At 33.2% G+C, this 23,541-nt stretch carries 32 protein-coding genes; 31 read left to right on the top strand and 1 reads right to left on the bottom strand.

Translation table 11 applies throughout. The features are described 5' to 3' along the window. The 9 genes from IGJ53_RS12125 (at position 1) to IGJ53_RS12085 (ending at position 3,667) form a co-directional block, all read left to right on the top strand. Positions 1-294, top strand: coding sequence for a hypothetical protein (locus IGJ53_RS12125; RefSeq protein ID WP_259741975.1), 294 nt, complete (start codon positions 1-3; stop codon positions 292-294). Between the two features lie 23 nt (positions 295-317). After that, positions 318-731, top strand: a complete 414-nt coding sequence (locus IGJ53_RS12120) for a hypothetical protein (RefSeq protein WP_438750352.1) — start codon at positions 318-320, stop codon at positions 729-731. 2 nt (positions 732-733) lie between these two features. Next, positions 734-967, top strand: coding sequence for a hypothetical protein (locus tag IGJ53_RS12115; protein WP_438750350.1), 234 nt, complete (start codon positions 734-736; stop codon positions 965-967). Then, a complete protein-coding gene (locus IGJ53_RS12110; RefSeq protein ID WP_274600887.1) occupies positions 964-1,095 on the top strand; it encodes a hypothetical protein in 132 nt (43 codons plus the stop codon). Before IGJ53_RS12115 ends, IGJ53_RS12110 begins: the two co-directional genes overlap by 4 nt. Positions 1,096-1,106: 11 nt before the next feature. Next, the gene (locus IGJ53_RS12105) at positions 1,107-1,418 is read left to right on the top strand and encodes a MazG-like family protein (protein WP_438750347.1); all 312 of its coding nucleotides are present in this window, start codon (positions 1,107-1,109) and stop codon (positions 1,416-1,418) included. A gap of 40 nt (positions 1,419-1,458) precedes the next feature. After that, a complete protein-coding gene (locus IGJ53_RS12100) occupies positions 1,459-1,656 on the top strand; it encodes a hypothetical protein (protein WP_438750345.1) in 198 nt (65 codons plus the stop codon). A 325-nt stretch (positions 1,657-1,981) separates the two neighbouring features. Then, on the top strand, positions 1,982-2,116 hold the full coding sequence (locus tag IGJ53_RS12095) for a hypothetical protein (protein ID WP_135982433.1): 135 nt from the start codon (positions 1,982-1,984) through the stop codon (positions 2,114-2,116). 737 nt (positions 2,117-2,853) lie between these two features. Then, the gene (locus IGJ53_RS12090) at positions 2,854-3,252 is read left to right on the top strand and encodes an ArpU family phage packaging/lysis transcriptional regulator (RefSeq protein ID WP_438750343.1); all 399 of its coding nucleotides are present in this window, start codon (positions 2,854-2,856) and stop codon (positions 3,250-3,252) included. Between the two features lie 268 nt (positions 3,253-3,520). Further along, complete coding sequence (locus tag IGJ53_RS12085) at positions 3,521-3,667, top strand: hypothetical protein (protein WP_438750341.1); 147 nt, start codon at positions 3,521-3,523, stop codon at positions 3,665-3,667. On the opposite strand, the gene IGJ53_RS12080 is transcribed toward IGJ53_RS12085, so the two are convergent. After that, on the bottom strand, positions 3,664-3,870 hold the full coding sequence (locus tag IGJ53_RS12080) for a KTSC domain-containing protein (RefSeq protein ID WP_438750338.1): 207 nt from the start codon (positions 3,868-3,870) through the stop codon (positions 3,664-3,666). The two genes, IGJ53_RS12085 and IGJ53_RS12080, sit on opposite strands and share 4 nt — an antisense overlap. A gap of 611 nt (positions 3,871-4,481) precedes the next feature. On the opposite strand from IGJ53_RS12080, the gene IGJ53_RS12075 reads away from it, so the two are divergent. The 22 genes from IGJ53_RS12075 to IGJ53_RS11970 all read left to right on the top strand — a co-directional run bounded on the left by IGJ53_RS12075 (position 4,482) and on the right by IGJ53_RS11970 (position 23,540). Continuing rightward, on the top strand, positions 4,482-5,636 hold the full coding sequence (locus IGJ53_RS12075) for a site-specific DNA-methyltransferase (RefSeq protein ID WP_438750336.1): 1,155 nt from the start codon (positions 4,482-4,484) through the stop codon (positions 5,634-5,636). A 138-nt stretch (positions 5,637-5,774) separates the two neighbouring features. Further along, the gene (locus IGJ53_RS12070) at positions 5,775-5,984 is read left to right on the top strand and encodes a hypothetical protein (RefSeq protein ID WP_438750334.1); all 210 of its coding nucleotides are present in this window, start codon (positions 5,775-5,777) and stop codon (positions 5,982-5,984) included. 56 nt (positions 5,985-6,040) lie between these two features. Further along, positions 6,041-6,520: a hypothetical protein gene (locus IGJ53_RS12065; protein ID WP_438750332.1), complete on the top strand. Its 480-nt coding sequence runs from the start codon at positions 6,041-6,043 to the stop codon at positions 6,518-6,520. A gap of 48 nt (positions 6,521-6,568) precedes the next feature. Next, positions 6,569-7,402, top strand: coding sequence for a phage terminase small subunit (gene terS / locus IGJ53_RS12060; protein ID WP_438750330.1), 834 nt, complete (start codon positions 6,569-6,571; stop codon positions 7,400-7,402). Continuing rightward, positions 7,395-8,810, top strand: a complete 1,416-nt coding sequence (locus IGJ53_RS12055) for a phage terminase large subunit (protein ID WP_438750327.1) — start codon at positions 7,395-7,397, stop codon at positions 8,808-8,810. The genes terS and IGJ53_RS12055 overlap by 8 nt, the downstream gene beginning before the upstream one ends. Before the next feature lie 11 nt (positions 8,811-8,821). Continuing rightward, the gene (locus tag IGJ53_RS12050) at positions 8,822-10,351 is read left to right on the top strand and encodes a phage portal protein (protein WP_438750325.1); all 1,530 of its coding nucleotides are present in this window, start codon (positions 8,822-8,824) and stop codon (positions 10,349-10,351) included. Further along, positions 10,269-11,321, top strand: a complete 1,053-nt coding sequence (locus IGJ53_RS12045; RefSeq protein ID WP_438750323.1) for a minor capsid protein — start codon at positions 10,269-10,271, stop codon at positions 11,319-11,321. Before IGJ53_RS12050 ends, IGJ53_RS12045 begins: the two co-directional genes overlap by 83 nt. A gap of 1 nt (position 11,322) precedes the next feature. Beyond that, the gene (locus IGJ53_RS12040) at positions 11,323-11,640 is read left to right on the top strand and encodes a hypothetical protein (RefSeq protein ID WP_104807056.1); all 318 of its coding nucleotides are present in this window, start codon (positions 11,323-11,325) and stop codon (positions 11,638-11,640) included. 126 nt (positions 11,641-11,766) lie between these two features. Beyond that, positions 11,767-12,390: a DUF4355 domain-containing protein gene (locus tag IGJ53_RS12035; protein WP_438750539.1), complete on the top strand. Its 624-nt coding sequence runs from the start codon at positions 11,767-11,769 to the stop codon at positions 12,388-12,390. Between the two features lie 14 nt (positions 12,391-12,404). After that, positions 12,405-13,295: an SU10 major capsid protein gene (locus IGJ53_RS12030; protein WP_002312521.1), complete on the top strand. Its 891-nt coding sequence runs from the start codon at positions 12,405-12,407 to the stop codon at positions 13,293-13,295. Between the two features lie 20 nt (positions 13,296-13,315). After that, positions 13,316-13,516, top strand: coding sequence for a hypothetical protein (locus tag IGJ53_RS12025; RefSeq protein WP_438750320.1), 201 nt, complete (start codon positions 13,316-13,318; stop codon positions 13,514-13,516). 11 nt (positions 13,517-13,527) lie between these two features. Then, positions 13,528-13,869 (top strand): hypothetical protein, encoded by a 342-nt coding sequence (locus IGJ53_RS12020; protein ID WP_438750318.1) that lies wholly within the window; start codon positions 13,528-13,530, stop codon positions 13,867-13,869. Next, entirely contained in the window at positions 13,869-14,240 is a 372-nt protein-coding gene (locus IGJ53_RS12015) for a hypothetical protein (protein ID WP_438750316.1), read from the top strand. The genes IGJ53_RS12020 and IGJ53_RS12015 overlap by 1 nt, the downstream gene beginning before the upstream one ends. After that, the gene (locus tag IGJ53_RS12010) at positions 14,233-14,628 is read left to right on the top strand and encodes an HK97 gp10 family phage protein (RefSeq protein WP_005874759.1); all 396 of its coding nucleotides are present in this window, start codon (positions 14,233-14,235) and stop codon (positions 14,626-14,628) included. The genes IGJ53_RS12015 and IGJ53_RS12010 overlap by 8 nt, the downstream gene beginning before the upstream one ends. Position 14,629: 1 nt before the next feature. Then, a complete protein-coding gene (locus IGJ53_RS12005; RefSeq protein WP_438750314.1) occupies positions 14,630-15,007 on the top strand; it encodes a phage tail terminator family protein in 378 nt (125 codons plus the stop codon). Continuing rightward, the gene (locus tag IGJ53_RS12000) at positions 15,008-15,616 is read left to right on the top strand and encodes a major tail protein (protein ID WP_438750312.1); all 609 of its coding nucleotides are present in this window, start codon (positions 15,008-15,010) and stop codon (positions 15,614-15,616) included. After that, positions 15,616-15,957, top strand: coding sequence for a phage tail assembly chaperone G (gene gpG / locus IGJ53_RS11995; RefSeq protein ID WP_104807054.1), 342 nt, complete (start codon positions 15,616-15,618; stop codon positions 15,955-15,957). Before IGJ53_RS12000 ends, gpG begins: the two co-directional genes overlap by 1 nt. 241 nt (positions 15,958-16,198) lie before the next feature. After that, positions 16,199-18,988 (top strand): phage tail protein, encoded by a 2,790-nt coding sequence (locus tag IGJ53_RS11990; RefSeq protein ID WP_438750537.1) that lies wholly within the window; start codon positions 16,199-16,201, stop codon positions 18,986-18,988. Continuing rightward, positions 18,978-19,718 carry a tail protein gene (locus IGJ53_RS11985; protein WP_002349898.1) on the top strand — a complete coding sequence of 247 codons (741 nt, stop codon included), beginning with the start codon at positions 18,978-18,980 and terminating at the stop codon, positions 19,716-19,718. The genes IGJ53_RS11990 and IGJ53_RS11985 overlap by 11 nt, the downstream gene beginning before the upstream one ends. Next, positions 19,715-22,426 (top strand): phage tail spike protein, encoded by a 2,712-nt coding sequence (locus IGJ53_RS11980; RefSeq protein WP_438750309.1) that lies wholly within the window; start codon positions 19,715-19,717, stop codon positions 22,424-22,426. Before IGJ53_RS11985 ends, IGJ53_RS11980 begins: the two co-directional genes overlap by 4 nt. A gap of 12 nt (positions 22,427-22,438) precedes the next feature. After that, positions 22,439-23,320 (top strand): phage baseplate upper protein, encoded by an 882-nt coding sequence (locus IGJ53_RS11975; RefSeq protein ID WP_438750307.1) that lies wholly within the window; start codon positions 22,439-22,441, stop codon positions 23,318-23,320. After that, on the top strand, positions 23,313-23,540 hold the full coding sequence (locus IGJ53_RS11970; RefSeq protein ID WP_438750305.1) for a hypothetical protein: 228 nt from the start codon (positions 23,313-23,315) through the stop codon (positions 23,538-23,540). The genes IGJ53_RS11975 and IGJ53_RS11970 overlap by 8 nt, the downstream gene beginning before the upstream one ends. The last annotated feature ends 1 nt before the right edge of the window (position 23,541 follow it).

The raw sequence follows: 23,541 nt of genomic DNA, 5'->3' as shown, positions 1-23,541 counted from the left end.
ATGATGGATTATCTAGCGATTATTGATCATTTAGATGAAATTACGACAACTGGTTCAGCTAAGAATGATTTGCGGCTAGCTTACAGAGGGATTAGAGATGAAAAAGTAAATCAAATGCCAGAGGAACAAGCAAAAGAGCGATTTGTTTATTATATGCGTCCGTATTTCATTTTTCAGCTCTATCCTCGGTTGTATCGTGAAAAAAGATGGTTACATTTAACTTTTGATGAATATATTAAAGGTATCAACAAAGCATTAGTAAAGAGTGGAAAAAATCCAATCAGTCTTGGATGAAAAAACAGTAAGGAGTTAACTCTATGAAACTAACAGATGATTTTAAATTGATTTCGTTGAATTCTCAGGAAAGAGAGCCAGAAGTTACTATTTCAAAATATGGAATAAATTTTAGTAAAGCAGCGGCAGAATGTCTAAAATTTTCGGAGTATGCTTTAGTTTATTTGAATGATAAAACAAAAATGATCGCAATTGCTCCAGCAGTTAAAACAAGTAACGGAGCAGTTAAGTTTTATAAGCCCAAAAATAAAACTAGTAAAAATCCTAGTATTAAAAATGGCAGATTCCTTAGCATTTTAGCCAAGATGTGCCAGTGGGATATTGAAAATAAAACTTATTACGTTAAACCAGAATACCTTGAGGGCGGAAAAGGGATTTACCTTGATTTGAATAAAGCCGAAGAAAAAGAACGTCGTATTTTTGGACGAGGTGAATAAGCATGAGCAGAAAAAAGAAATCCATTCCAGAAGTTGGCCAAGAGGTTGAATGTTTTTGTTGCAATTCAAAACGTGAGACACCATGGTTATATCCGTTTTCGGGATATATAAAACATGTTTATGACAACTCAGCAATGGTAATCATTAAGACTACTCATCCAGATGATGATCATTTAGTGATTGTGCGTATTGGAAAAACTATTGTTCCTTTTTCAGAAATGAGGGTAGCGGAGTGAAAAATTTTAAATATATTATAGATGCCGCAGCTAACTTTTTAGGATGTGGACTTGTTTTAGCAATGGCAATGATTGTATTAGCAGGAGTAACCAAACTAGGTGTTCTTCTTTGGCAGATGATTTTTTAGGAGGAAAAACAATGGATGAATTAATTATAAAAGTAGAACAGTGGGCAAAAGATAAGGGATTGGATAAAGCTGATTCTAGCAAGCAAATGCTTAAAACGATCGAAGAAGTCGGCGAGGTTGCTTCAGCGTTGGCTAGAAAAGAGAAGGATGTTTTGAGAGATGGGATTGGTGATGTAGTGGTTACTTTGATCATCCTAGCAATGCAAAACGACATGGACTTATACGAGTGTTTGAATCAAGCGTACAACGAAATCAAAGGTCGCGCAGGAAAAATGGTAGATGGTGTATTCGTGAAGTCGAGTGATTTGGAGGACAGCAAATGATACCGAAGTTTAGTGAGCCAGTGGAAGAGGTGATAGAAGAATGAAAGTAAAAGATAGATTCAATCTAGCTAGCAAGACTGATGATGTGTTTGTAGCAGAAATAGCTAATATCAATGAGTATAGAGAACCGAGTCACAAATATTTTCTTAATATTTACAAGAATGGCGAATACTTTGCTGATGTGTTTTGTAGTGAAGAATTCTTTGCGCAAGATGGGGTGGATAAGGAGGAATCATAATGAATAACAGAAAACATAGAGTAGCAAAAATAAAAAAACAAGAACTGAATACAATATTTATAAGAAATGCGTTTTGTGCTGAGGGGGAAGCGGAATGATTTATCCTTTTATATTTATTGTACTTTTTATTGTTATGTTAGTAAGTATTCAAGAGGGGAATAAGAAATGACGAAACTAGAATGGGTATTGTTCATTATTACGTTGTTCGGTCCGAAAGTCACAATGTTAGACAGAAACGGTAGGGTTAGATTTCAATGTATGGGTGTTATTACGCTATTTATTAACGAAATTATTTGTATAGCTACAAAGTTATTAGGAGATAAAAATGGGTAAAACAAAATCAAAAATCAAGAAGAAAAAACGCCGTTTGGAACAAAAGGCTGTTCAGAATGGAACGGCTAATGCAAAGCATTTGAAGAAAGGAGAGCAACAAAATGGAATTAATACCGATTATCATTAATGAAAATAATGAACAGTTAGTAAGAGTAGAGACTTATATGATGTTTTAGAAGTAAAGGACAATTACACAGATTAGTTTAAACGGATGACCACTTATGGAGTTGATATTTAGAACATAAAAAATAGACAGTCATTTTTCAGCTGTCTAAATTCATTATATTTTTTATTAAAATAAAAATTTGCGAAAACTTTTAGATAAAGGAAATAAAAAAGCACAGTTCAATAAGAGTACTTGGGCAATGCATAAAATAAAGAGAAAAACATTATGATACGTAAAGAAGAAGTAAATGTGCATTAGTTCTTCTATTGTATTGAGAAAGAGAAAAAGAAGGTAACTTCGTTTTTTAATTTTTTGATTATAGAATAAGTTATATCCTAATTTGATATCAAGTATTAATAAAATTAAAAGAAGCAATTTATATATAATTACAATTCCAGTAAGCTGCTCTGTAAATCTAAAAAATAAAAAAATAATTGTTGGTACAGGAATATAAATGATAACAAATGTCATAAAAAAATAAACGATAAATGGCATAGTTTCCTCCTAAATGTATAAGATAAAAAACAATGTTCATTTATATGATAACAGATGTTAATATTTTTATTTTTTATAAAAAATTATAATTAATAAAAAAATTTTTATAAAAAATAGACAGCCAGTAATTGGCTGTCTCTACATAGTATGGTGAATTGTAACAAAGTTCTTTTTCATTATAACATATCTTGGAGTGATTTGTAATGATTAAAGAAGCTGACATAAAACAAACCAAAGAAAATGCAAGAGCTATTTTAAGACAATATAGAAGCTTACAAAGAAAAGCAGATCGAAGTCCAATTGATATTCGTTCTCCATTTATCGATAATATGCCTAAGGCACCAAGTAAAGGAAATTTATTAGAGGATGCCATTATCCAGAATATGGAATCAAAAGAGAAATTGAAATCAATTGAATATGCTCTAAGCAGACTAGGTTTAATTAGTAGACAAACTCTGTACTATACGTATTGTGTACGAGATTCTATGACAAATGATGAAATTGCAGATAATTTAGGTGTAGCTACTCGAACATTTAATCGAATGAAATCAGAAGCTTTACTAGAATTTGCAGATGTTTTTGGAGTAGTTGCTTATCGATAATTTTGGCGTAAATGGCGTTTTTGGCGCAAATTGGGCCTTTTTGGCGTAGATTTGGCACAAATTATACGATTTAACGTGATATTATGATAGTGTCGAAAGATTAGGAAACAGGAATTCGACAAAATAAAATGTAAGGGAGGAAATCTCCCTCATTGTTTTAAACTTCTTCTTATGATAGACAGTGACGAAATAATTAAATGAGTGTGAGAACTCCTGCTAAATTTTCAACCGTTGCTGTCTATTAATTTATGTATTGGAGGGAAAACGAATGGATAAAGAAATTGTCAAGTTAGCGTTAGAAATTTCAGAGATATTAAAGAAAAACGCTAATCCTCACGCAAAAATTGAGATTACTATTAATAAAATTGAACAAACGAGCGTTGACTGGTCAGAGCCAACACCCGAATGGAACTAATATCCGTGGCGGAATGGATAATTTTTAATATATTTATGGTGATAGCTTCCTTTTGACGGGGATGCTAATAGACCATCATAAATATGCTGGGGTACGCCCATATAAGTGTATACTCCACTACGGAATTGGATTGTTAGCTCTTGTGTAGTTGGATCGTAACCTACAGCAACTAAATTGCTAGATGATACTGGATACATTTCCATATAACTGCCTCCTTATAATTTATTTCAGCTGACCACTCGCTGATAGATAAAATTATATCAAGAGATGGATTATTAAATAGTAATAATTATTATAAAATAATTGAATAGCATATATTAGATATTTTTATTATGGCAAGAACGACAACAATATTTACATCCTGAGAATTTTGAAATTGGATTTTTGACTCGTATGTACCTAAGAGCCGAATAACAATCTGTATAATAGCCAATTTCTACAGAACGATTTTGTTTTGGTGCTACTGGACATTCCGTTTCGTGTAATAAATAAATCTTCTTTTTTGTAGGTATAGTATCAATAATATAATAAGGCACATGACTCACCTCCTTTCTTTATTATATAACGGATGTAAATGGTTTCACAACATCAAATGTCACTGCGATGGAAAAGGATGCCAGTTAAGATAGGAATATAAATATAGGTATCATGCAAGACTCGACTCCTTGACAGTGACTTTTAGCAACCGAGATATTGAGGAAGAGGGTAGGCGCAGGAACTATTAGACTTGTCTGTGTGTAGGTTGCTATTACATATTAGATCACTCATCTATTGAGTGGTCTATTTATTTTATCATCAAGGAAGGATCGTAAACATGGAAATTCAAATTATGAAGTTATCAGATTTAAAGCCAGCAGATTACAATCCTAGAATTGATTTAGAACCTGGTATGGAAGAATACGAGAAGTTAAAAAAATCAATTCTAGCATTTGGCTTTGTTGAACCACCTATTTTTAACAAACGAACAGGAAACCTCGTCGGGGGTCATCAGCGTGTTGCTGTGGCTAAAGATTTAGGCATATGTGAAGAGATAGAGGTATCAGTGGTTGATTTACCCCTTGATAAGGAAAAAGCTCTTAATTTGGCTTTAAATAAGATTTCAGGAATATGGGATGATGACAAATTAGCAGAGCTTCTAATAGATTTAGAGGCGCTCTCATTAGAATTAACAGGATTTGATGAAAGTGAGATACAAGAAATAATTAATCAATATGATATGCAATTAGATCTGGAGACTGATGTGTTACAAGACGAATACGAAGTCATTCTTCCAGATGAACCGAAATCTAAAGTTGGAGACATTTATCAATTAGGAAATCATCGCTTAATGTGTGGAGATAGTACTAATGAGGCTGATGTAAACAAGTTATTAGATGGAGAAGTTATGGATTTATTATTTACCGATCCACCTTACAATATTGATTATCAAGGAATTAACGACAAAAGAAAAATTAAAAACGATTCGATGGATGATCAAGATTTTATTTCTTTCTTAGAAAAATCGCTATTAGTCTGTAAAGCAATGTATGTCTGTTGTAGCTGGAAATATTGCCATTTATTTAAAAAAGCAATGGAAAATATAGAAGTATCGCCAAAAGCTTTGATTGTTTGGGACAAGGTAAATCCTGCTCAACATTTGGATAAGTATTTCAAGCAACATGAATTGATTTGGTATTTTGGAGATTTTGGAGGAGAGAAAACCATTAGAGGGGATATTTGGGAAGTTCCCAGAGAGAAGAATACATTCCATCCAACAATGAAACCAATAAAATTGATCTCTATAGCTTTAAAAGACAATCTTTGGGCTAAAACCGTTTATGATGGTTTTGGAGGATCAGGTTCTACCCTTATTACTTGTGAGCAATTATCTAAAAAAGCTTTTCTAATGGAATTAGATCCACGATATGTCGATGTAATTATTGATCGTTGGGAAGAATTCACAGGTAAAGAAGCAGTAAAATTAAATTAAAAGAAGCCGAGTGCAGCTAACACTCGACTACTTCAACGAAGCACCAAAGCACCCCGAAGACACAGAGAATTCCCACGCGTGGATTTTCGACACCCTCTGTGTCTTTTAGCATTTTATCAAATGCGGGGGGCTTACACAATGGAAAATGAAAACTTTGATTTAGATTATGAGATTGAAAAAGCTATGGAGAAAGCAGAATCAATCGAAGAATATAAGAAAATTATTCGAGTAGCTTTAGGGAAATGGCTTAAAAACCTCCACTCAGGACAAATCAAGTTAGACAAAGTTTCCGATTTAAAGATATTAATTGAGGCAGATCTAATGTTGAAAGATATTGAAAATGTTTAGCGCTATGTATATGACTCTTGATATACTTAATTAAAAAGAATAAAGGAGAATATATAGTGCATAGTCTTATACAATTTTTTACTTCTGACGTATTTCTAGGTTTTATATTGGGGATTGCTCCCTCAGCGTTTGTATGGTTATGGAAGACAATAGGAAAATGGTGGAAAATAAAAAAATTTACTCAAATGGTTAAACAAACCTACTTAATACCTGTGCAGGATGCTGTTAATGAAAATGACAGTTTAGATAAAATAAAAAAGAAAATACACTATAGCATTTATCATCTCAGCTATTTGAAATCTGATGAACTAAAATATTTGAATGAACATTTTCAATTTGAATTAATAAGAGTTACAGAGTATTCAAAATGGTTGTTAAAATCTATAAACGATGCGGTAAACAGATACGGATTTAAAGATCCTGGTAAAAAAGAAAATATTTTAAGTGACACGCAGATTGCTGAAGTAAATAGTTTGATAAAAATGTATGATCAGAATGTAAAAAAATATAAATCGTTAACCATAGATTCATTATAATGAAAAACAAAACTCAACCTAAACAGAATGTGAGGTGGTGTGTATTGAATGGCAAGACAACGTGATCCAAGACGTGATGAAGCCAAGAAAATTTGGTTGGAATCTAACGGAGAAAAGCAGTTAAAAGAAATTGCATCTGAATTAAATGTTTCAGATTCTCAGGTTAGAAAATGGAAATCGCAAGACAAATGGAGTGCTGAATTGAAAAGTAACGTTACCAATGGCAAAAGTAACGTTACCAATCAAGGCGGTGCTCCACTTGGTAATCAAAACGCTAAAGGGAACAAAGGAAATAGCCGAGCTTCTCCGCCAGTGGGTAATAAAAACGCTTTGAAAACAGGCGAGTATGAAACTATATTTTTTGAGACACTAAGTGAGGAAGAGAAGGACATCTATTCTAGTCTGAATGATGATCCTTCTTTTGTTTTGTCTGAAGAAATACGACTACTTAAAATAAGGCAATTTCGTATGATGAAGAGAATCCAACAAGCTGAAGCTGGACTAAATGATGAAGAAGTCGAACGATTGCAGCAGCTAAGAAAGATTAAAACTCCGATTGAAAAAAATGGTAAAAAGCTAGAAATCAAGCGTGAGATTATGCAAGATGTGCAGATTAGCAGAAAAACACATCGCAAAATTGATGATATTCTTTCAATTGAAGATTCATTGACTCGGATTAGCAACCAGTTAGCTAAAGCTATCAAGCAAATGAATGAACTTTATATGAATGAATACAGAACTGATTTAATTAAAGCTCAGACTGATAAGATTCAAGCTGAGACAAATGAAATTGGCGGAAATAATTCAGGTGAAGAAATAGAGGAATGGAAACAGGCAGTTTTAAATGCCGCAAACAAACGGGCGGTGAAAGAAAATGAATAATGAATTTATTCCTTTTGCTGATATTGGTTCTGCCATTGATTATTACTATGATAAACCAGTAGCTTTTTGCCAAGATATTTTGCATTTGAATCCTGATGAATGGCAAGAAAATGTTTTAAATGATTTAGCTGAATTTTCAAAGGTTTCTGTTCGTTCTGGTCAAGGAGTTGGAAAAACAGCATTAGAAGCAGGAGCAATACTTTGGTTCTTAACGTGTCGACCCTACGCTAAAGTAATAGCAACAGCTCCGACAATGAAGCAACTTTACGATGTACTTTGGGCAGAGGTAGCTAAATGGTTAAATGATAGCTTGATCAAAAACTTACTGAAGTGGACAAAGACCAAAATTTATATGGTTGGTGATTCAGAGCGTTGGTTTGCTACGGCTAGAACAGCGACTAAACCAGAAAATATGCAAGGTTTTCACGAGGACCATATGTTGATTGTGGTAGATGAAGCTTCTGGTGTGTCTGATCCAATTATGGAAGCTATTCTTGGTACGCTATCAGGTTTTGATAATAAGCTGTTGATGTGTGGAAACCCCAATAATATTGAAGGTGTTTTTTACGATTCCCACAATTCAGACCGTGATAAATACAGAGTTCATAAAGTATCAAGCTATGATAGTAAACGTACAAACAAAGACAATATAGAAATGATTCTTAAAAAATATGGAAAAGAAAGTGATGTTGCTCGTGTCCGTATTTTTGGAGAATTTCCGAAAGGTGCGTTGGATTCATTTATCAGTCTTGAAACGGTTGAATTGGCTACAGAAAAACAAATTAGTGATTCTTTAGTCAATAAAACAAAGGTTGCTCATATTGGTGTCGACGTAGCTCGATATGGTGATGATTCTACGATTCTCTTTCCTAGAATTGCTACCAGGGCATTGGAGTATGAGAAATATTCAAAACGTAGCACCATGGAAACAACAGGATATGTCATCAACATGGCCAAGAATCTAATGAGTCAATATCCGATTATTGATAAAGTGATGATTAAAGTCGATGATACTGGTGTCGGAGGTGGTGTAACCGACCGCCTAAAAGAACTGATAGAAGACAAGCATTATCCTTTTGAGGTGTTTGGAGTGAATAACGGTTCAACATCAGAAGACGATTTTTACGATAATTTAGGTACTCAACTATGGGGAAATATCAAGGAAATGTTAGAAGAAAATATGACAGCAAATCTTAACGGAGAACAGCCTGTTATTGAATTACCTTCTGATAGTTCGTTAATCAAAGAATTAAGTACTCGCAAATTCAAAATGACAAGTAGAAGTCGTATTCGTTTAGAAAGTAAAGATGATATGAAAAAGCGAAATATTGGTAGTCCTGATATTGCCGACGCACTGGCTTTAGCGTTTTATGAGCCACCAAGTCACTATCAATTTATTCAATTTTAGGAGGTGAGCTTTTGATTAGTACAGTATTATCTTTAGAGAGATATAAGAAGCTACGTGTTAAATATGCAACACAAATTGAAGATGAAATGTTTGATCCAAATGGTTTTATAGAAGATATGAAACCATTTTTTGCTGATCGCGAAAGAAAATATCTAGCTTATACTAGCGAAAAGAATGAAATAGATAATAGACCAAAGCCTAACACTGATATTGTAAAAGTTAATAATAAACTTCATGCTGGTATGTATTCAATTGTCGTAGACCAAGCAGTCAATCATTTTACTGGTATACCTATCAAATGGGATTACGATGTATCGGAACAAAAAAGAACACTCATTCAAAGATTAAAAGATAAATTCTTAAAAAATGATATAGAACTTCCAACAGTTCCAGAAGCTTTTAACAAATTAACAAGCAATCTTGATTCCATGAGATTCGCAATGCTTGATTCTGAAACTGCAACTTTTCAAGGAGCTTGTGGAGTAGCTTTCCGATTGTTAGAGCCTGTGGAAGAAGATGATGATTGGAAGTTAAGAGCAAGTAATATTGAACCTTGGAGAGCAGAAAGATATGGAAATGCCGGAATCTATATCAAAGAAAAGTATGACTCTTACCAGAAAAAATTTTTTCAAGAAATGAAAGTTATGACAAGAAATAAAATTCTGACATATGCTTGCTATGGTGATTTGAATTTTGTTACAAGCGGAACGTTCAAAAAAATTGATGAGACCGATAACCCTTTGGGGACGATTACCTTGGCAGAATTTAAAAATAATACGAATCGTTATTGTGATTTTGAAGTAGCTGAGGAAATTGGAGATGCAATTGATCGTGCTCTATCTGATCAACAAAATGAAATTGAACAATTTAAGCTTGCTTATATGCTTGTTACTGGCACAACAATGGACAAGGACACTGCTAAAGAAATGATGAATCAGCTAGGAATTATCAACTTAAAAGACCCCGCGGCAAAAGCGGAATATGTCACAAAAAATTTAGCAAAAGATTTCAATGAATATCATATGGATTTATTAAAAAAACAATTCTATACCATTTGTAAAGCAATCGATTTTAATGATGAGGTGTTTAAATCAAATAGCTCTGGAGAAGCACGTAAATGGCAGATTATTAGTTTAGAAGCAAAAACAAACACTAAAGAACAATATTTCAGGGAAGGACTGAAAGAGTGTGCAGAAACAATTGCTGCTTTTCTTAAGTTTCATGACAAAGTAGAAATTGAGCCTGAAAAAATTATTTTTACTTTCTCTAGATCTTTGCCAACTGATTTAAGTTATTTAGCTGAAGCTTTACCTAAACTTGCACCATACGTATCCAAACGAACTATTCAGAGCCAAATTCCATTTGTAACAGATGTTGATTATGAAAATGAAATGATGGAATTGGAAAGTGGAAGTGCTTATCCAGATAGTGAATACAATTTTGGCGGAGGTGGCAATAGTGACGATAGAAACGAAGTATTGGACCAAACGTCGAGAACTGGAGGATCAAGCAAGGTTCAAACAAGAAAATCAGACACTTAAAAAATTAACTAGTGTATTTCCTGAAGCACTGAAAGAGATACAAGCAAAACTATTATCACAAGCTGACTTACACAATATCACTTATCCAGAAATGATGGAGTTTTATAGTACAAGTAATCAGAAAAAATATCGTGAATATGTGGAAAAAAATTATAAGTCATTAAAAATGTATGATGCAAAATACAAAGAGTTTATCGATGAATTTTTTCCACCATTTGACTATGCAAAAGTCAATCGCTTATTACAAATACGATCAGATGTATTTAAAATTCTTGCAGAATATGCGATGGATGCAGATGTGAATCAATATTTTTCTGATCGCTTAGAGGAAATTCTTCAAAGAACATATTCTTCTAATGCTAATGTTTTTGTTCAACTTTTAAACGTTGATATACCAAATTATTTACCAGAAAATGAAATTAAACATTATTTGAACTATCCATGGTCAGGAAAGACATTTTCAAGAAGACTTTGGGGAAATATTTCATCGCTTGAACAGAAACTCTCTAATGCTATTGTAAAAAGTGTTGCTAGTGGAGAAGGCGTTATACACGCATTAAATATCATGAGATTAGACTCAGAAATTTGTGACATGTTTAAGTTAGAAGAATCAAAGTATAACAAAGCGATAGAAAATCTCGTTCGAACGGAGTATGCAAAATTTGCACAAGATGGTATTGAAAAATCATATTTAGAAACAGGTATTGAGGAATACAACGTATTGACTGCAAAAGATGAGAGAGTTTGCCGGATTTGTGGAGGAAAGGCAAGTAAGAATCCCTATAAACTGAAAGATGCTGTCATAGGTGAAAATCGAGCACCTTTCCATAGTCGTTGTAGATGTACGGATGTTCCTAATTTATCAAAATTAGGAAAGGATATTGATGAAGAATATGACCGTTTATTTGGCGATTTATTAGATGAGTTTGCACATGATTCTTTTGGAATTAATTTGAAACGGAGGAAGTAGAATGAAAGATTTTTTTGAAGCAGTACTAACAATTAATGTAAATGCTGATATTGCAGAAGCCTACAAAACAGCTATTGAGTCTGAGAACCATCCTAATGGCTTGAGAGATCATTGGAATGGCAATTATGCCTACGTGGTTATTGGCGATCAAACTGTTAATTATCAAGATAATACTCCAGTTGATAAGAATACCGTTAATTTAACGATTCAATTATTATCTCATACATTACCAAATTTAAAAGAAACAGTTAATTGGTATGAAAAGATGGGATGTGTTGTTGTTAGAACTGACTACAAAGAAGGAAAGTCTAGTAATTAGGCTTTTTTATTTTGTCCGAAATGACGTTAAACTAGCGCAATACTGGGCTTGGTTGAATGGTGGGGCGCAACTATTAAAACTCAAAGCAATGCGGGGCGTGAAAACGAATCGTGGGGCGAAAGGAGAATGAGCATGAAACACAAATCATTAATGCCAATGAATTTGCAATACTTTGCCGAAGGTGACGATCAAAAGTTTTCTTTGGATGACTTCAAATCTTTTGTGGAATCCAATGAAGAAGCTCAAAAATTTATTCAGTCACAATCTCAAAGTGTTGCCGACAAACAATTGGAAGCTTGGAAACAAAATAACTTAGATAAAATTAAACAGGATACCATCAAGGAATATGAGGAATCTAAGAAAAACAAGTCACCTGAGCAAATTCAACTGGAAAAACTACAAGCTGAATTTGAAGCAGAAAAAGCGTTGCGTGTGACAAGTGATAATAAAGCATTTGTTGCAGAACAAATTGCTGGATTAGAACTAGATGGAGAGTTAAAAGAGTCTATTTCTCAATTTATGCTAAATAATCTTGTTAGTACGGATACAGATTTCACTAAGAATGCTGTTGAAGGTTTTACAAGTGTTTTGAATGCAATCAATGAGAAACATGCAGATGCATTAAAAGAATTACAAATGAAGTCTGCATTTGGTGGAACTCAACAATCGAATAACCAAGTTCAGCAGAATAATGAAACATTTACAAATCCAGAAGAACAATTAGGACAAATTCTTCAACAATTTAACTAGGAGAGTGAAAAATTATGAAAAAAACATCTTTAAATAATTTAGAGTATTTGGATATTTCACCAGCGATTAATGCTATGCAAGTACCAAATACACCTTTTTTAAGCTATTTACTTGGTGCTGGAAAAACAGAGCCAGCAAACTCGACAGAAATTAAATGGCGTGAATATGATATCAACAACGATGATTCTTCTGAAAAGCTTGAGGGCGGAGAATATCCAGATGCTGAATCAGGTCGAACTTGGTTTAACAACTATACTGAAATTTTTAGAAAATCAACCTCTGTATCTGGTACATTAGATGCTATTAATGTGAATGGAGTCGGAAATGAATTAACTAATCAAGTAGCACTACGTGGTATGGAAATGAAAATTGATTTGAACCGAAAATTGATTACTGGTGTAAAAGCTGATGAAAATGGTTCTAAAGGTCGTCGAATGAATGGGATTTTGAACTTGATCAATTCAGCAAATAAGGCAGAAACAGCCACTGCGGGTGCAGTAACAAGAAAAGATATCGATACTTTATTCAAATTGATGTATGAAAAAGGTTATATGGGAGAAAAACTATGCTTGATTTCTCCAGATATGCAGGAGTTAATGACTGATGAGTTAGATGGAAAATCAACAAAAATTGTTCAGTTCGGGGAAAGAGTAACTTTTGGATTGCAAATTGGAAATATCGTGTCTAATTACGGTACAGGTATTGCTTTACTAGAACCATCATTGCCAAAAGGAACAATTGCCGCAATCGATACTAATTATGTGAAACTACGTCCATTACGTGAATGGAGAGCAGAAGAACTTGCAAAAACAACTGATTCAAGACGTATCGGTCTTGTAGGTGAATACTCTCTTGAATACAATGCTTCAAATTCTGGGGCAATTTTAAATTTAAAGTCTGAATAAGGGAGTTAGTACTCCCTTTTTTGATAGGAGGAATTACAGTGGTAAAAAAAGATGAAGTCGTGAAATATAGAGTAGGTAAAACTAAAAATTTTGTTGGGTTTGTTCATCCAAAAACTCGCAGATTTATCACAGCAGATTCAAATAACGAATTTAATATTTCTATAGATGATAAAGAAGCAATTGCAATTTTGGAAGAAGCAATTGATGTTAATAGAATTTAGGACGTGATCTGATGGATGAATCACTAAAAATGGAAATTATTGAATCTACAAAAGAAGAATTTCCAGATTTGAGTGAAGAACGCATAACTAATTTATTAGAAATAATTTTACTAGAAATTGAATCATACAACACTTGTAAAAATGATATTTCATGGGAAAAGTTAAAAAGCGTGATCAGTGAAGTGTTGTATAAAATAATAAAATATGAATCAGAAAAAACAGTATCTTCAGTTAGACGTGGTGATACAACGATTAGTTATGCTTCAACAACAAATGCTGTTAGTGAGTTGCTTCTAGGATATGGTGATTTGATACGAAGAGTTATTGGTTGTGGAGGATTGGAGTTTTTTTAATGAATGAAGCAGATATTTTAGAAACTACTTATGAAGATAGTTGTATTATCGAAAGACTAACGGACATTGAAAATTCTAATACAAATATTACTATTCAAGATTACAAAAAAGTATATGATAATCCTATCTCTTGCGCTCTTTCACAAGGTCAAATCAATGGACTAGCAGTCATAGAAGATGGAGAGATGGTAAACGTTTCGACTGACACATATAAATTATTTGTTCATCCTAAGATTAAACTAAAAAAAGGAGATCGAATAACAATAACTCAAAAGGCTAGTGGCTTAATTTTTTCTTTATTTGCTACTAAGCCTTTTTACTATCCTAGTCATTGTGAAGTGAATTTGATAGGAAGTGAGAAAAATGGGTGATCTCAAATATAAATCTAATGCAGAAAAAATCATTGAAAACTTTAAAAATATGACTGAACTTGCTCAAAAAGAAGGAATATCCTTCGTTAACGATTCAATGAATAAAGTTGTTAGTTTAGCTAAACCATTAACTCCTGTAAAATCAGGTAATTTAAGGAGAGGATATCGAGTAGTAAAAGCTAGAAAGCTATCAAGCGGTCGAATTGTTGGAGCAGTTATAAACAATGAACATTATTTTAAATATGTAGAAGAAGGTCGTAGGACTAAAAATGGTGGCTTTGTTAAAGGGAAATTCATGTTAACTCGTGCAACGAACTTAGCAAATATGACTTATATTCCTAGAAGATTCAAGCAGATGTCTATAAAGATTATTAAGAAAGGAAAATGACATGAAAGATAAAATCATTGCTGCAATCAGTAGAAAATTAAAAGAAATCTATCCTGATGGGACAATATATCTTGATTCAGTTATGCAGTCAACTAAAGATTTTTATTTCGTTTTATCAGTAATGGAATCTGGAACTGAAAATGTAGGAATTGATATTCAAAATGTTTCTTTCTTAATTGATATTGCATTGATTGATAATAAACCTAATAGAAATTTAATTAATGAATTAGTCTCACGTTGTGGGACTTTTTTTAATACGATTACAATCGATGAGCAAATATTATTTCCAAAAGCCTATTTACCTGATGAAACAGATGGTGTTCAACATATTCGTTTTACATTAGAATTTCCACAATATATTGAATGGAGTGAAAGATAAATGGGAGAAAAAAGAAGTAAAACCGGAATTATTTCTGTCGAAAAACCTACTTGGTTTCCTTTGAAAGATGAGACAGGGAATTTTCCGGTATATGATACTGCGTTGCCAATGGGAACAGCAGTAAGTATCAAACCAACAGCTAATTATGAAACAACACAAGATTATGGGGATTCAGTGGTTCAAGATCAATTTACAGCTTTTGGTGGTGCAGAAGTTGAACTAGAAGCAAATGGATATACTCATAAAGTTTTATCTACAATTACTGGAGGGAAAATTGTTAAAGGTGGTGCCTTGCGTTCTGGAGAAGATATTGCGCAAGATGGTGCGTTTGCATATAGACGTAAAAAATCGAATGGGAAATACCGTTATACGGTCTTTTATAAAGGACAGTTTGCTCTAGATTCAGATGAAACATCAACGATTGAAGGAAGTAAAGTAAGTTTTACTCATCCAACTTGGAAGGGTTCATTTGTAGATGTACCAGGACTTGGATATATGTATTCAGTTGATGAAGATGATGAAGGCGTGGATAAAGCAATGATCGAAAATTGGTTTACAAAAGTAGCAATTCCAATTGAAGAAGCAGAACTTTCAGGAGGTACAGAATAATGTCAAAATATCAAACAACGATTAAATTAACGAAAAAAGATGAAGAAGGTAAATATGAGCAAGTACAATTTAAATCTGCTGAATTTCTACCAGGCCCAGTCGTAGAAGAAGCAGCAGAAGTAATGGAGGGAATGCAAAATGCTGTAGATGGAAAATCAGTATCAGAAGCATTAAGTCGAGCTTATTCATTTATTGCAGATACTTTGTTTGAAGGACAGTTTACTGGTGAAGATTATCGTCAAGGGATCGATGCTCGAGAAATTGCTTCGTTGACAGGTAAGTTATTAAAATCTGTTACTGCAGGCTTTGATGAAACTTATACAGAAACGAAAAAAAAGTAAGCGAAGCTCTCAAATATCCTTTTTTTAAACATTCGATTACTTATCGAGAATTAGATTTAAAGACGCAATTACTCGAAGCAGGTTGGACGTTACCAGAAATTGAACGTACTGACTTTGACGAGTTAATGCGTCTTTTTGCTTTTCGAGATGCAGTAAAAGAGCATGAGGATGTTGAGTACTACGATAACTTCACCCAATTTTAGGAGGTGATACTTTGAATAACGATGACCTAATTCTGAAGATGATACTAGATGAATCTGGTTTTACTGCCGGTATGAATAATGCTGTCAAAAAGTTGAACTCTTTTGATGAAACAATCGAAAGAAAAAGTAGAAATAGTGGCAGTTCATTAGGTAGTATTTGGAAAATATTTGCTGGAAGTTTTCTAGCTAGCGGAGTAACTAGAATCGTAGGAGCTGGCTTTGATCTAATCAAGGGTTCCATAAGTGGAGCGGTTGATCGAGTAGATACGATGAATAACGCTCTACGAAATTTCCAAAATATGGGATTTAGTAATTCAGAAATTATGAAGAATATCGGAAAGAATGGGCTTTTATCTCAAGGTATTCAAGGACTTCCTACTGCTTTGAATGATGCGATAAGTCATGTTCAACTTCTTGCTTCTTCTACAGGTGATTTAACTCGTTCAACTCAAATATTTAAAGCTTTAAATGATGGAATTCTTGGTTTCGGTGGTTCAACTGATCAAGTTAATGAAGCTGTTATTCAATTATCTCAAAGTTTCTCAAACGGAAAAGTAGACGCACAAACTTGGAACTCAATGATCAACGCTCAACTTGGACCTACTCTTTCTGCCATTGCTAAAAAGATGGGAATTACAATGGGAGATCTGAAAGAAGGTTTATCTCAAGGTAAGATTTCTGTTGAAGAATTCCAAAATCAATTAATAGAAATGGATACCAAAGGTGGCGGAGGACTTAAATCATTAAGTCAAATCGCTAAAGATTCTACTAAGGGAATTAAAACCTCTATACAAAATGCAAAAACAGCCGTTACACGTGGTGTTGGTGAAGTAATAGAAGGATTAAATAAAGCATTAGTAGATTCAGATTTAGGTGGATTTAAGGGAATTATTGATAAAGTGGGCAGTTCAATGGAATCGTTCTTAAAAGTAATTGCTGCAAATATTCCTACAGCAGTATCATTTTTAAGTAATTTATTTAACGAAATTCAAAAATTTGGTTCTGCTTTGAAATTCATGATGCCCTTTCTTGTTCCTGCAGCTACCGCTTTTGGAGCGTTAATGTTTCAACTTAAAGGTATACCAGCAATAATAAAAAGCTTCAATAATTTTAAGAATGCCATAATTGGCGTTGGAAATTCATTAAAGATTATGGGGGCAATAGCTGCTGCTAATCCATTTGTTTTAATTATTGGTGCAGTCGTTGGTGCAATAGCTGTTTTTGGTTACTTTATGGCAACCAATGAAGAGTTTAGAAACAAGGTTATATCTATTTGGAATGATGTGAAAGATTCCGTAATTGGTGTATTAAAAAATATAAAGGACTGGGGAATTGATACTTGGAATTCTGCTAAAGAAATGGCATCAAATGCAGTTGAGGGTGTCAAAGATGTTTGGTCAGGAACAAAGGAATGGTTTTCTAACACCTGGAAAGGTATTAAGGATGGGGCCACAGGTTTATTTGATAAAACAGTAGAGACTTCAAGAAATGCAGTCGATAGTGTAAAAAATGCATGGTCTAATATGAAGAAATGGTTTTCTGATACTTGGCAAAGTATAAAAGATTCAGCCAGAGAAAAATGGAATGGAATCAAAGACTCTATTATGTCAGTTGCTGGTCCATTGATTACAGGTATAAAGAATGCATTTTTACATGTTACTTTTTATCTAGAGACCTTATGGAATAATTTAGTTGAGATTGGTAAAAACGTCTTTGAGATTTTAAAAAATGTTATACTTGCGCCGGTTTTGTTTATTACCTCCATGATTTCTGGTGGATGGGAAGAAACAAAAAATAATATGATTGCTGTTTGGAATAATATTAAAGAAAGTGCCATAAATATTTGGGAATCTATAAAGAATATATTTGTAAGTTATTTTACAAATATTTATTTTGCTGCACTCAATATTTGGACAGGGTTCAAGCTTACATTGATAAATATTTGGAATGAAGTGGTAAATCAAGCTAAATCGATTTGGTTAAACATAAAGTATTTTTTTATTAATCTTTGGATTGATATAAAATATTTTGCAATTCAGAAATGGATTGAATTGAAGTTTTCTATTATTCAAACTTGGATCGATTTAAAATATAATGCCATTACTACTTGGAATAATATTAAACAGTTTTTCAAAGATACTTGGAAAAATATTAAAGATACGGCATACAATACGTGGATTTCTATAAAAAATACCATGATTAATACATGGAATAACATTAAGGACTCTTTCTGGAATATTGTTACTGGAATTGTTAATTCTGCTGAAAATGCATGGACAAATCTAAAAAATGGTGTTTCAAATGCTATTAATCGGGTAAAAGAAATCTTTAATTCGTTAAGGGAAGTCAATTTATTTGAAATTGGCAAGAACATCATTGATGGACTTATAAATGGTGTAAAAGAAAAGTGGAATGCTTTGAAAGATACTATCAAAGGTATTGCAGGTAATATCAAAAATTGGATTAAAGGAGCTTTAGATATTCATTCTCCATCAAGATGGATGCGTGATATGGTTGGTAAAAATATTGTTCAAGGTATTATCGTTGGTATTGATAAAGAGCAAAGTAAGTTAGATCAAACCATGACAAATTTAGTAAAAACACCGTCTGTTCAACCTGTAGTAAATGGAATAAGTCACCTACCAATTACACAAACAAAGCAAAATATATCTGCTAGTGAAACAAAAGAAATTCATTTACATTTAAATGTTTATGGAGATTTACCTGATTCAATGGTTCGAAAGATTACTACAAAAATTAAAACAGAATTGACAAGACAAATGAAACGAGATGCTGGTGCAGTAGGAGGAACATTATATGCAACTTAAGAGAGGACAATTTTTTATTAATCAACATTATTCTTCTGAATTTAATGTGTATATTCAAAACAGGCCTGCTTCTGTTTCAGCTAGTCGAGTAATTGAATTGAGAGAGCGAGAAGGAAATGATTCTATCATTATTGATAAAGGCTATTACAAAAATGTGACTAGAAAGATTGAGTGTTACTATAAAGCACCTTCAATTGATATGGTGCAGGAGTGGGAAGATCGAATCACTGAATGGTTAGATATGTCGTCTTATAGTGATTTTATTCTTTACTATGATGAACAATATATTTATCAAGCTGTAGTAATAGAAGGACCTGAATTTAAAGGAACAAGAAAAACAGGAAATATTGTCCCTTTTGAATTTACAGTGAGTATTCGACCATTTAAGGAAAATTACAATGGTAGATTTACTATTCGACAAACAGAAACTTTTGAAATTTATAACCCAGAGAAGTATTCTTCAAAACCGCTTATTAAATTGAGTGGTTCTGGAGATGCTTCTTTTTATATTAATAAGGATAAATATGATTTGAAATCGTTGGACAGAGAATTATTTATAGATTCTAAATTAGAAGAGGCTTATCGAAAATTAGATGGTAATTTAGAACATCAGGATCAGGTCACCTTATTTTTAGATTTTCCATTTTTATATCCTGGAAAAAATGAAATTAAATGGACGAAAAATATTCATTCATTTGAAATAATGCCTAGGTGGTGGAGAAAAGTATGAAACCAAGAATATATAGTCCTACTGAAACAGATTTCTCAACGAATGGCTTAGGAATTTTAAAGGATTGTACAAGATGTGAAATATATGAAGTAGCTAATGGAAAATATGAATTAGAGTTGGATTATCCTTTAGGAACTAGATTTGATGAATATTTTGAAAATGACTATCAAATAAAAGCAAAGCCAAACGATCAAGAAGAGTATCATATCTTTTTTATTGATGATAAAGATATAGATACTTTTTTAAATACAGTAACTATTTATGCTCAGAGTCGTACAAATCGACTTGGAAGACGGGTAGTCACTCTTGCGGAAGTGGACTCTAAAACTGGTCGAGAAGCAATGGCAATTATTGAAAACAATATGGATAAAAAATCAGATATACGCTTATATTCTGATATTATAACTGTATCAAGCACAACTTTTGAAGCAAGAAATGTTTTAAATTGTATTGCTGGCGAACAAGGATCTTTACTGCAGTATTGGGGCGGAGAAATTAAACGTGAGCCATTTAAGCTATCTTTATTAAAACGAAGAGGCCGTGACAATATTGGAACAATCCGATATGGAAAAGATTTATCTGGATTAAAAGTTAAGTTAGATTGGACAGGCGTGAAAACAAGAATTATTCCTTATGCTGATCCTCAAAGTGATACAGGTACAACTAGCCGAATTTATGGCTCGCCAGTAGATAGCGAATATATTAATAATTATCCTGATGTATATACAGAACACGTTCAATTCACAGAAGAACAGGGAGTTAAAGATGTTAATAGTTTAAATAAAATAGCTAAGAATTATTTCAAAATAATTAATCCAGGCTGTGATAAACCGAAGATTTCTATTACCGTTGAGTTCGATAAATTAACGGACACAGAAGAAGGAAAAGAATTCGCTAAGATAAGAAATTATGGGTTATTTGATACGTTTAAAATATATCATCGAAAATATAAACTATATTTTGAATCGAAAGTTAGCGGTGTTCAATATGATTCATTATCTGAAAAGGTTTTGAAATTGGAAGCTGGTGATACTCAAGTTGCTTTTTATCAACAACAAGCTGTAACTATTCAAGATAAATTAAAAGATTATGCTACGAATAATTATATGAGTAGTTTTAATGATTATGTGTCCTCTATGATTGCAGGTCAAGGAAATGCAGGCGGTTATGTAGTTTTATGGCCAAAAGAAAAACCTTCAAATATTTTTATAATGGATAGCCCTGATTTAAACAAGGCAAAAGAAGTATTAAGAATGAACAAAAATGGAATTGCCTTTTCTAAAAATGGTTGGAATGGTCCTTTTAATTCTGCTTGGACATTGGATAGTATATTCAATGCTAATTTTATTCAAACAGGATTAATAAAGGCAGATATCTTTCAAAACTCTTTTAATAAAACTGGAGATGTATTGAAATTAGTTAATGGACTACTTCAAATTTGGAATAACAAAAAGAAAATAATGGAGTTAACTAAAAAAGGAATGGAGTTTTGGAATTCTAATAGTTCAATTGGAACGATTGGAACAACTGATTCTGCTGGTAATCCTTTTCCTGGAGCTTCTACTCCCACACCTATTGAAGATAATTCTTTAGTTATTCGTACAAATGGAGACGGCAAATATATTTTGATTTCTCCTAAAGTCGGTAAAGGGTTAGTTTTATTGGGAAATGGGAAAGCAATTTATTTTGGAGACTTAGATGTACAAGGAAAACTCACAGTCAAAGGAAAAGAAATCACAGGGAACAATAGTGGAGGAAGTGATCCTGGAACCATCCCTCCTCAATTGACGACGGAAGCTGAAAAAAGAGCATGGAAAATTTGGACAATGCTGAAAGCTCGTGGTTATTCTGAATATGCATCCGCAGGTATTCTAGGAAATATTCAGGGTGAAGTCGGAGCAAGCATGAACCCTGATACAGAACAACTTGGTGGTCCAGCTTATGGGATTGTTCAATGGGATGGTTCTGCTTATCCGTTAGTTGGATCACCAACTTGGAACGGACGAGAGTATGTTCAGCGTTTGATGAACACCGCAGGGATTCAAGAAGATTATCGAAGCATTGAAGCCCAAGTAAAATTATTAGATTGGTGTATGTTAAACGGTCAATGGCTCGGAAAAGTAAATCCAACCACAGTATCAGGATTTAAATCGATCAATGACGCCAAAAGTGCAGCATATGCTTTTGAAATGAACTTCGAACGCCCAGCTTCTGCACATCCAGAACGCCAAAATTATGCCCAATCTTGGTATAACAAATTATATGGATTAACTAGTCCAGAACCTGGAGGGAATTTCATTTGCCCAATTCAAAAACCAGTGACAGTTACTTCAGAATGTGGATGGAGAACTAGTCCAATAAATGGTGGCCAAGAATTCCATAATGGAATTGATCTTGTAAATGGAAATCCTAATACACCTATTTTTGCAGCATTAGATGGGGAAGTTGTTCAGGCTGGTGCTAATTATTATGACTGGTATGGTAATTACGTGGTTATTAAACATAATAATGGGAAGTGGACAGGTTATGCTCATTTGTCTCGTATTGATGTTTCTGTTGGACAAAAGGTTCAGAAAGGCGCTCAAATTGGCTTGATGGGAACAACAGGTCCTTCTACAGGAGAACATCTACATTTTCAAATTATGAAAAATTATTGGCCACAGCCAGTTGTTGATTTTGAGAATCCAAGAAATTATATCCAATTTTAAGGTGGTGATTCTATGAGTAAATGGAATGTCGTTTTAAGTACAACAGAACCATATAATTATGTGGGGATGATTCAAGTTCGACAAGGCAATAAGAACACTGAAGTTATGGAAGCTACAATTGTAGAAAATGGTCTTCCATATGATTTATCAGACTGTAAGGTATATTTTGAATCAGTTGTTGGCAAAAAATATTCAGTTCAATTAGAAACAAAAATTGTGGATGCTAAAAAAGGGAAAATCAACTATATTTTTGATAACTATTCCATGCAGTGTCTGCATCGACAAACAGCCAATTTCATTATATTTAAAGGAGAAGACTTGATTGGAACAACTCAAGACTTCTCTTATTTTGTCATCAATGCTGTTTCAAAAACAGAAGGAGAAATGGGTTCTTATTGGCAATCAATTGAAGATTTAATTGCTGATATGACAGCTTTTATCAATGAAAATAAAGGTGATTTTACAGATTGGATGAATGCGAGAAAAGAAGAATTCGACCGTTGGAGACAAGAACAGGAATCAGATTATTCAGCATGGTTTGAATCCATCAAGGATATTTTAAAAACGATTGATCCTGGTGGAACAATGCTTGCGGAATTGATGGATGCTAGAGTAGATATTCAAGGAAAACGAAACCATTCAATTTCGGAACGTTTGCTTGCAGATATGGATTATTTATATCAAAAATTACGAGCAAGCTTATTTACCATTGAATATAGTGAAATTGAAATGGTAGATATCTTACAAGATGATTTGTTTTCTACCACTCATGAGGTAGAAGAATTTTCTGATGTGACATGCGAAGAAATAGATGGAGCATTGATTATTGCAACAATTGATGATAAAAAACAAAATGTTTTTACATTAGAAAAAGTGGGTGAAATCAGTGGTTAAGAAGAAAAGAATGATGGAAACGGATGAGTCAGGGGTACAACGTCAATTCATGCCTACGACACATGTGTCTGCTGTATTAGGATTAGATGAAGCAATTGACAAGAAGCTGAGAAATCAAAGTAGATCATACGCTAATGTTTCGTTAACACCTGAAGAATATCAAAAAATTCGCCAAATTATAGCTGATTATGATGCAGGGAGATTAGGAAATCATCCATAAG

Source organism: Enterococcus sp. DIV1283b (genome assembly GCF_051710965.1).
GTDB lineage: Bacteria > Bacillota > Bacilli > Lactobacillales > Enterococcaceae > Enterococcus_B > Enterococcus_B lactis.
The sequence above is the reverse complement of the archived record's forward strand: the minus strand, read 5'-3'. Positions and strand labels throughout refer to the sequence as shown.

Bases quoted from the DNA above. Each gene is read 5' to 3' on its own strand.
- IGJ53_RS12005 (WP_438750314.1), top strand. From the start codon at position 14,630: ATGAAAGATAAAATCATTGCTGCAATCAGTAGAAAATTAAAAGAAATC.
- IGJ53_RS11985 (WP_002349898.1), top strand. From the start codon at position 18,978: ATGCAACTTAAGAGAGGACAATTTTTTATTAATCAACATTATTCTTCT.
- IGJ53_RS12040 (WP_104807056.1), top strand. From the start codon at position 11,323: ATGAAAGATTTTTTTGAAGCAGTACTAACAATTAATGTAAATGCTGAT.
- IGJ53_RS12035 (WP_438750539.1), top strand. From the start codon at position 11,767: ATGAGCATGAAACACAAATCATTAATGCCAATGAATTTGCAATACTTT.
- IGJ53_RS12125 (WP_259741975.1), top strand. From the start codon at position 1: ATGATGGATTATCTAGCGATTATTGATCATTTAGATGAAATTACGACA.
- IGJ53_RS12115 (WP_438750350.1), top strand. From the start codon at position 734: ATGAGCAGAAAAAAGAAATCCATTCCAGAAGTTGGCCAAGAGGTTGAA.
- IGJ53_RS12020 (WP_438750318.1), top strand. From the start codon at position 13,528: ATGGATGAATCACTAAAAATGGAAATTATTGAATCTACAAAAGAAGAA.
- IGJ53_RS12095 (WP_135982433.1), top strand. From the start codon at position 1,982: ATGGGTAAAACAAAATCAAAAATCAAGAAGAAAAAACGCCGTTTGGAA.
- IGJ53_RS12070 (WP_438750334.1), top strand. From the start codon at position 5,775: ATGGAAAATGAAAACTTTGATTTAGATTATGAGATTGAAAAAGCTATG.
- IGJ53_RS11980 (WP_438750309.1), top strand. From the start codon at position 19,715: ATGAAACCAAGAATATATAGTCCTACTGAAACAGATTTCTCAACGAAT.
- IGJ53_RS11990 (WP_438750537.1), top strand. From the start codon at position 16,199: ATGATACTAGATGAATCTGGTTTTACTGCCGGTATGAATAATGCTGTC.
- IGJ53_RS12080 (WP_438750338.1), bottom strand. From the start codon at position 3,870: ATGGAAATGTATCCAGTATCATCTAGCAATTTAGTTGCTGTAGGTTAC.
- IGJ53_RS12085 (WP_438750341.1), top strand. From the start codon at position 3,521: ATGGATAAAGAAATTGTCAAGTTAGCGTTAGAAATTTCAGAGATATTA.
- IGJ53_RS12100 (WP_438750345.1), top strand. From the start codon at position 1,459: ATGAAAGTAAAAGATAGATTCAATCTAGCTAGCAAGACTGATGATGTG.
- IGJ53_RS12010 (WP_005874759.1), top strand. From the start codon at position 14,233: ATGGGTGATCTCAAATATAAATCTAATGCAGAAAAAATCATTGAAAAC.
- IGJ53_RS11975 (WP_438750307.1), top strand. From the start codon at position 22,439: ATGAGTAAATGGAATGTCGTTTTAAGTACAACAGAACCATATAATTAT.
- IGJ53_RS12075 (WP_438750336.1), top strand. From the start codon at position 4,482: ATGGAAATTCAAATTATGAAGTTATCAGATTTAAAGCCAGCAGATTAC.
- IGJ53_RS12000 (WP_438750312.1), top strand. From the start codon at position 15,008: ATGGGAGAAAAAAGAAGTAAAACCGGAATTATTTCTGTCGAAAAACCT.
- IGJ53_RS12090 (WP_438750343.1), top strand. From the start codon at position 2,854: ATGATTAAAGAAGCTGACATAAAACAAACCAAAGAAAATGCAAGAGCT.
- IGJ53_RS12055 (WP_438750327.1), top strand. From the start codon at position 7,395: ATGAATAATGAATTTATTCCTTTTGCTGATATTGGTTCTGCCATTGAT.
- IGJ53_RS12120 (WP_438750352.1), top strand. From the start codon at position 318: ATGAAACTAACAGATGATTTTAAATTGATTTCGTTGAATTCTCAGGAA.
- terS (WP_438750330.1), top strand. From the start codon at position 6,569: ATGGCAAGACAACGTGATCCAAGACGTGATGAAGCCAAGAAAATTTGG.
- IGJ53_RS12030 (WP_002312521.1), top strand. From the start codon at position 12,405: ATGAAAAAAACATCTTTAAATAATTTAGAGTATTTGGATATTTCACCA.
- IGJ53_RS12105 (WP_438750347.1), top strand. From the start codon at position 1,107: ATGGATGAATTAATTATAAAAGTAGAACAGTGGGCAAAAGATAAGGGA.
- gpG (WP_104807054.1), top strand. From the start codon at position 15,616: ATGTCAAAATATCAAACAACGATTAAATTAACGAAAAAAGATGAAGAA.
- IGJ53_RS12015 (WP_438750316.1), top strand. From the start codon at position 13,869: ATGAATGAAGCAGATATTTTAGAAACTACTTATGAAGATAGTTGTATT.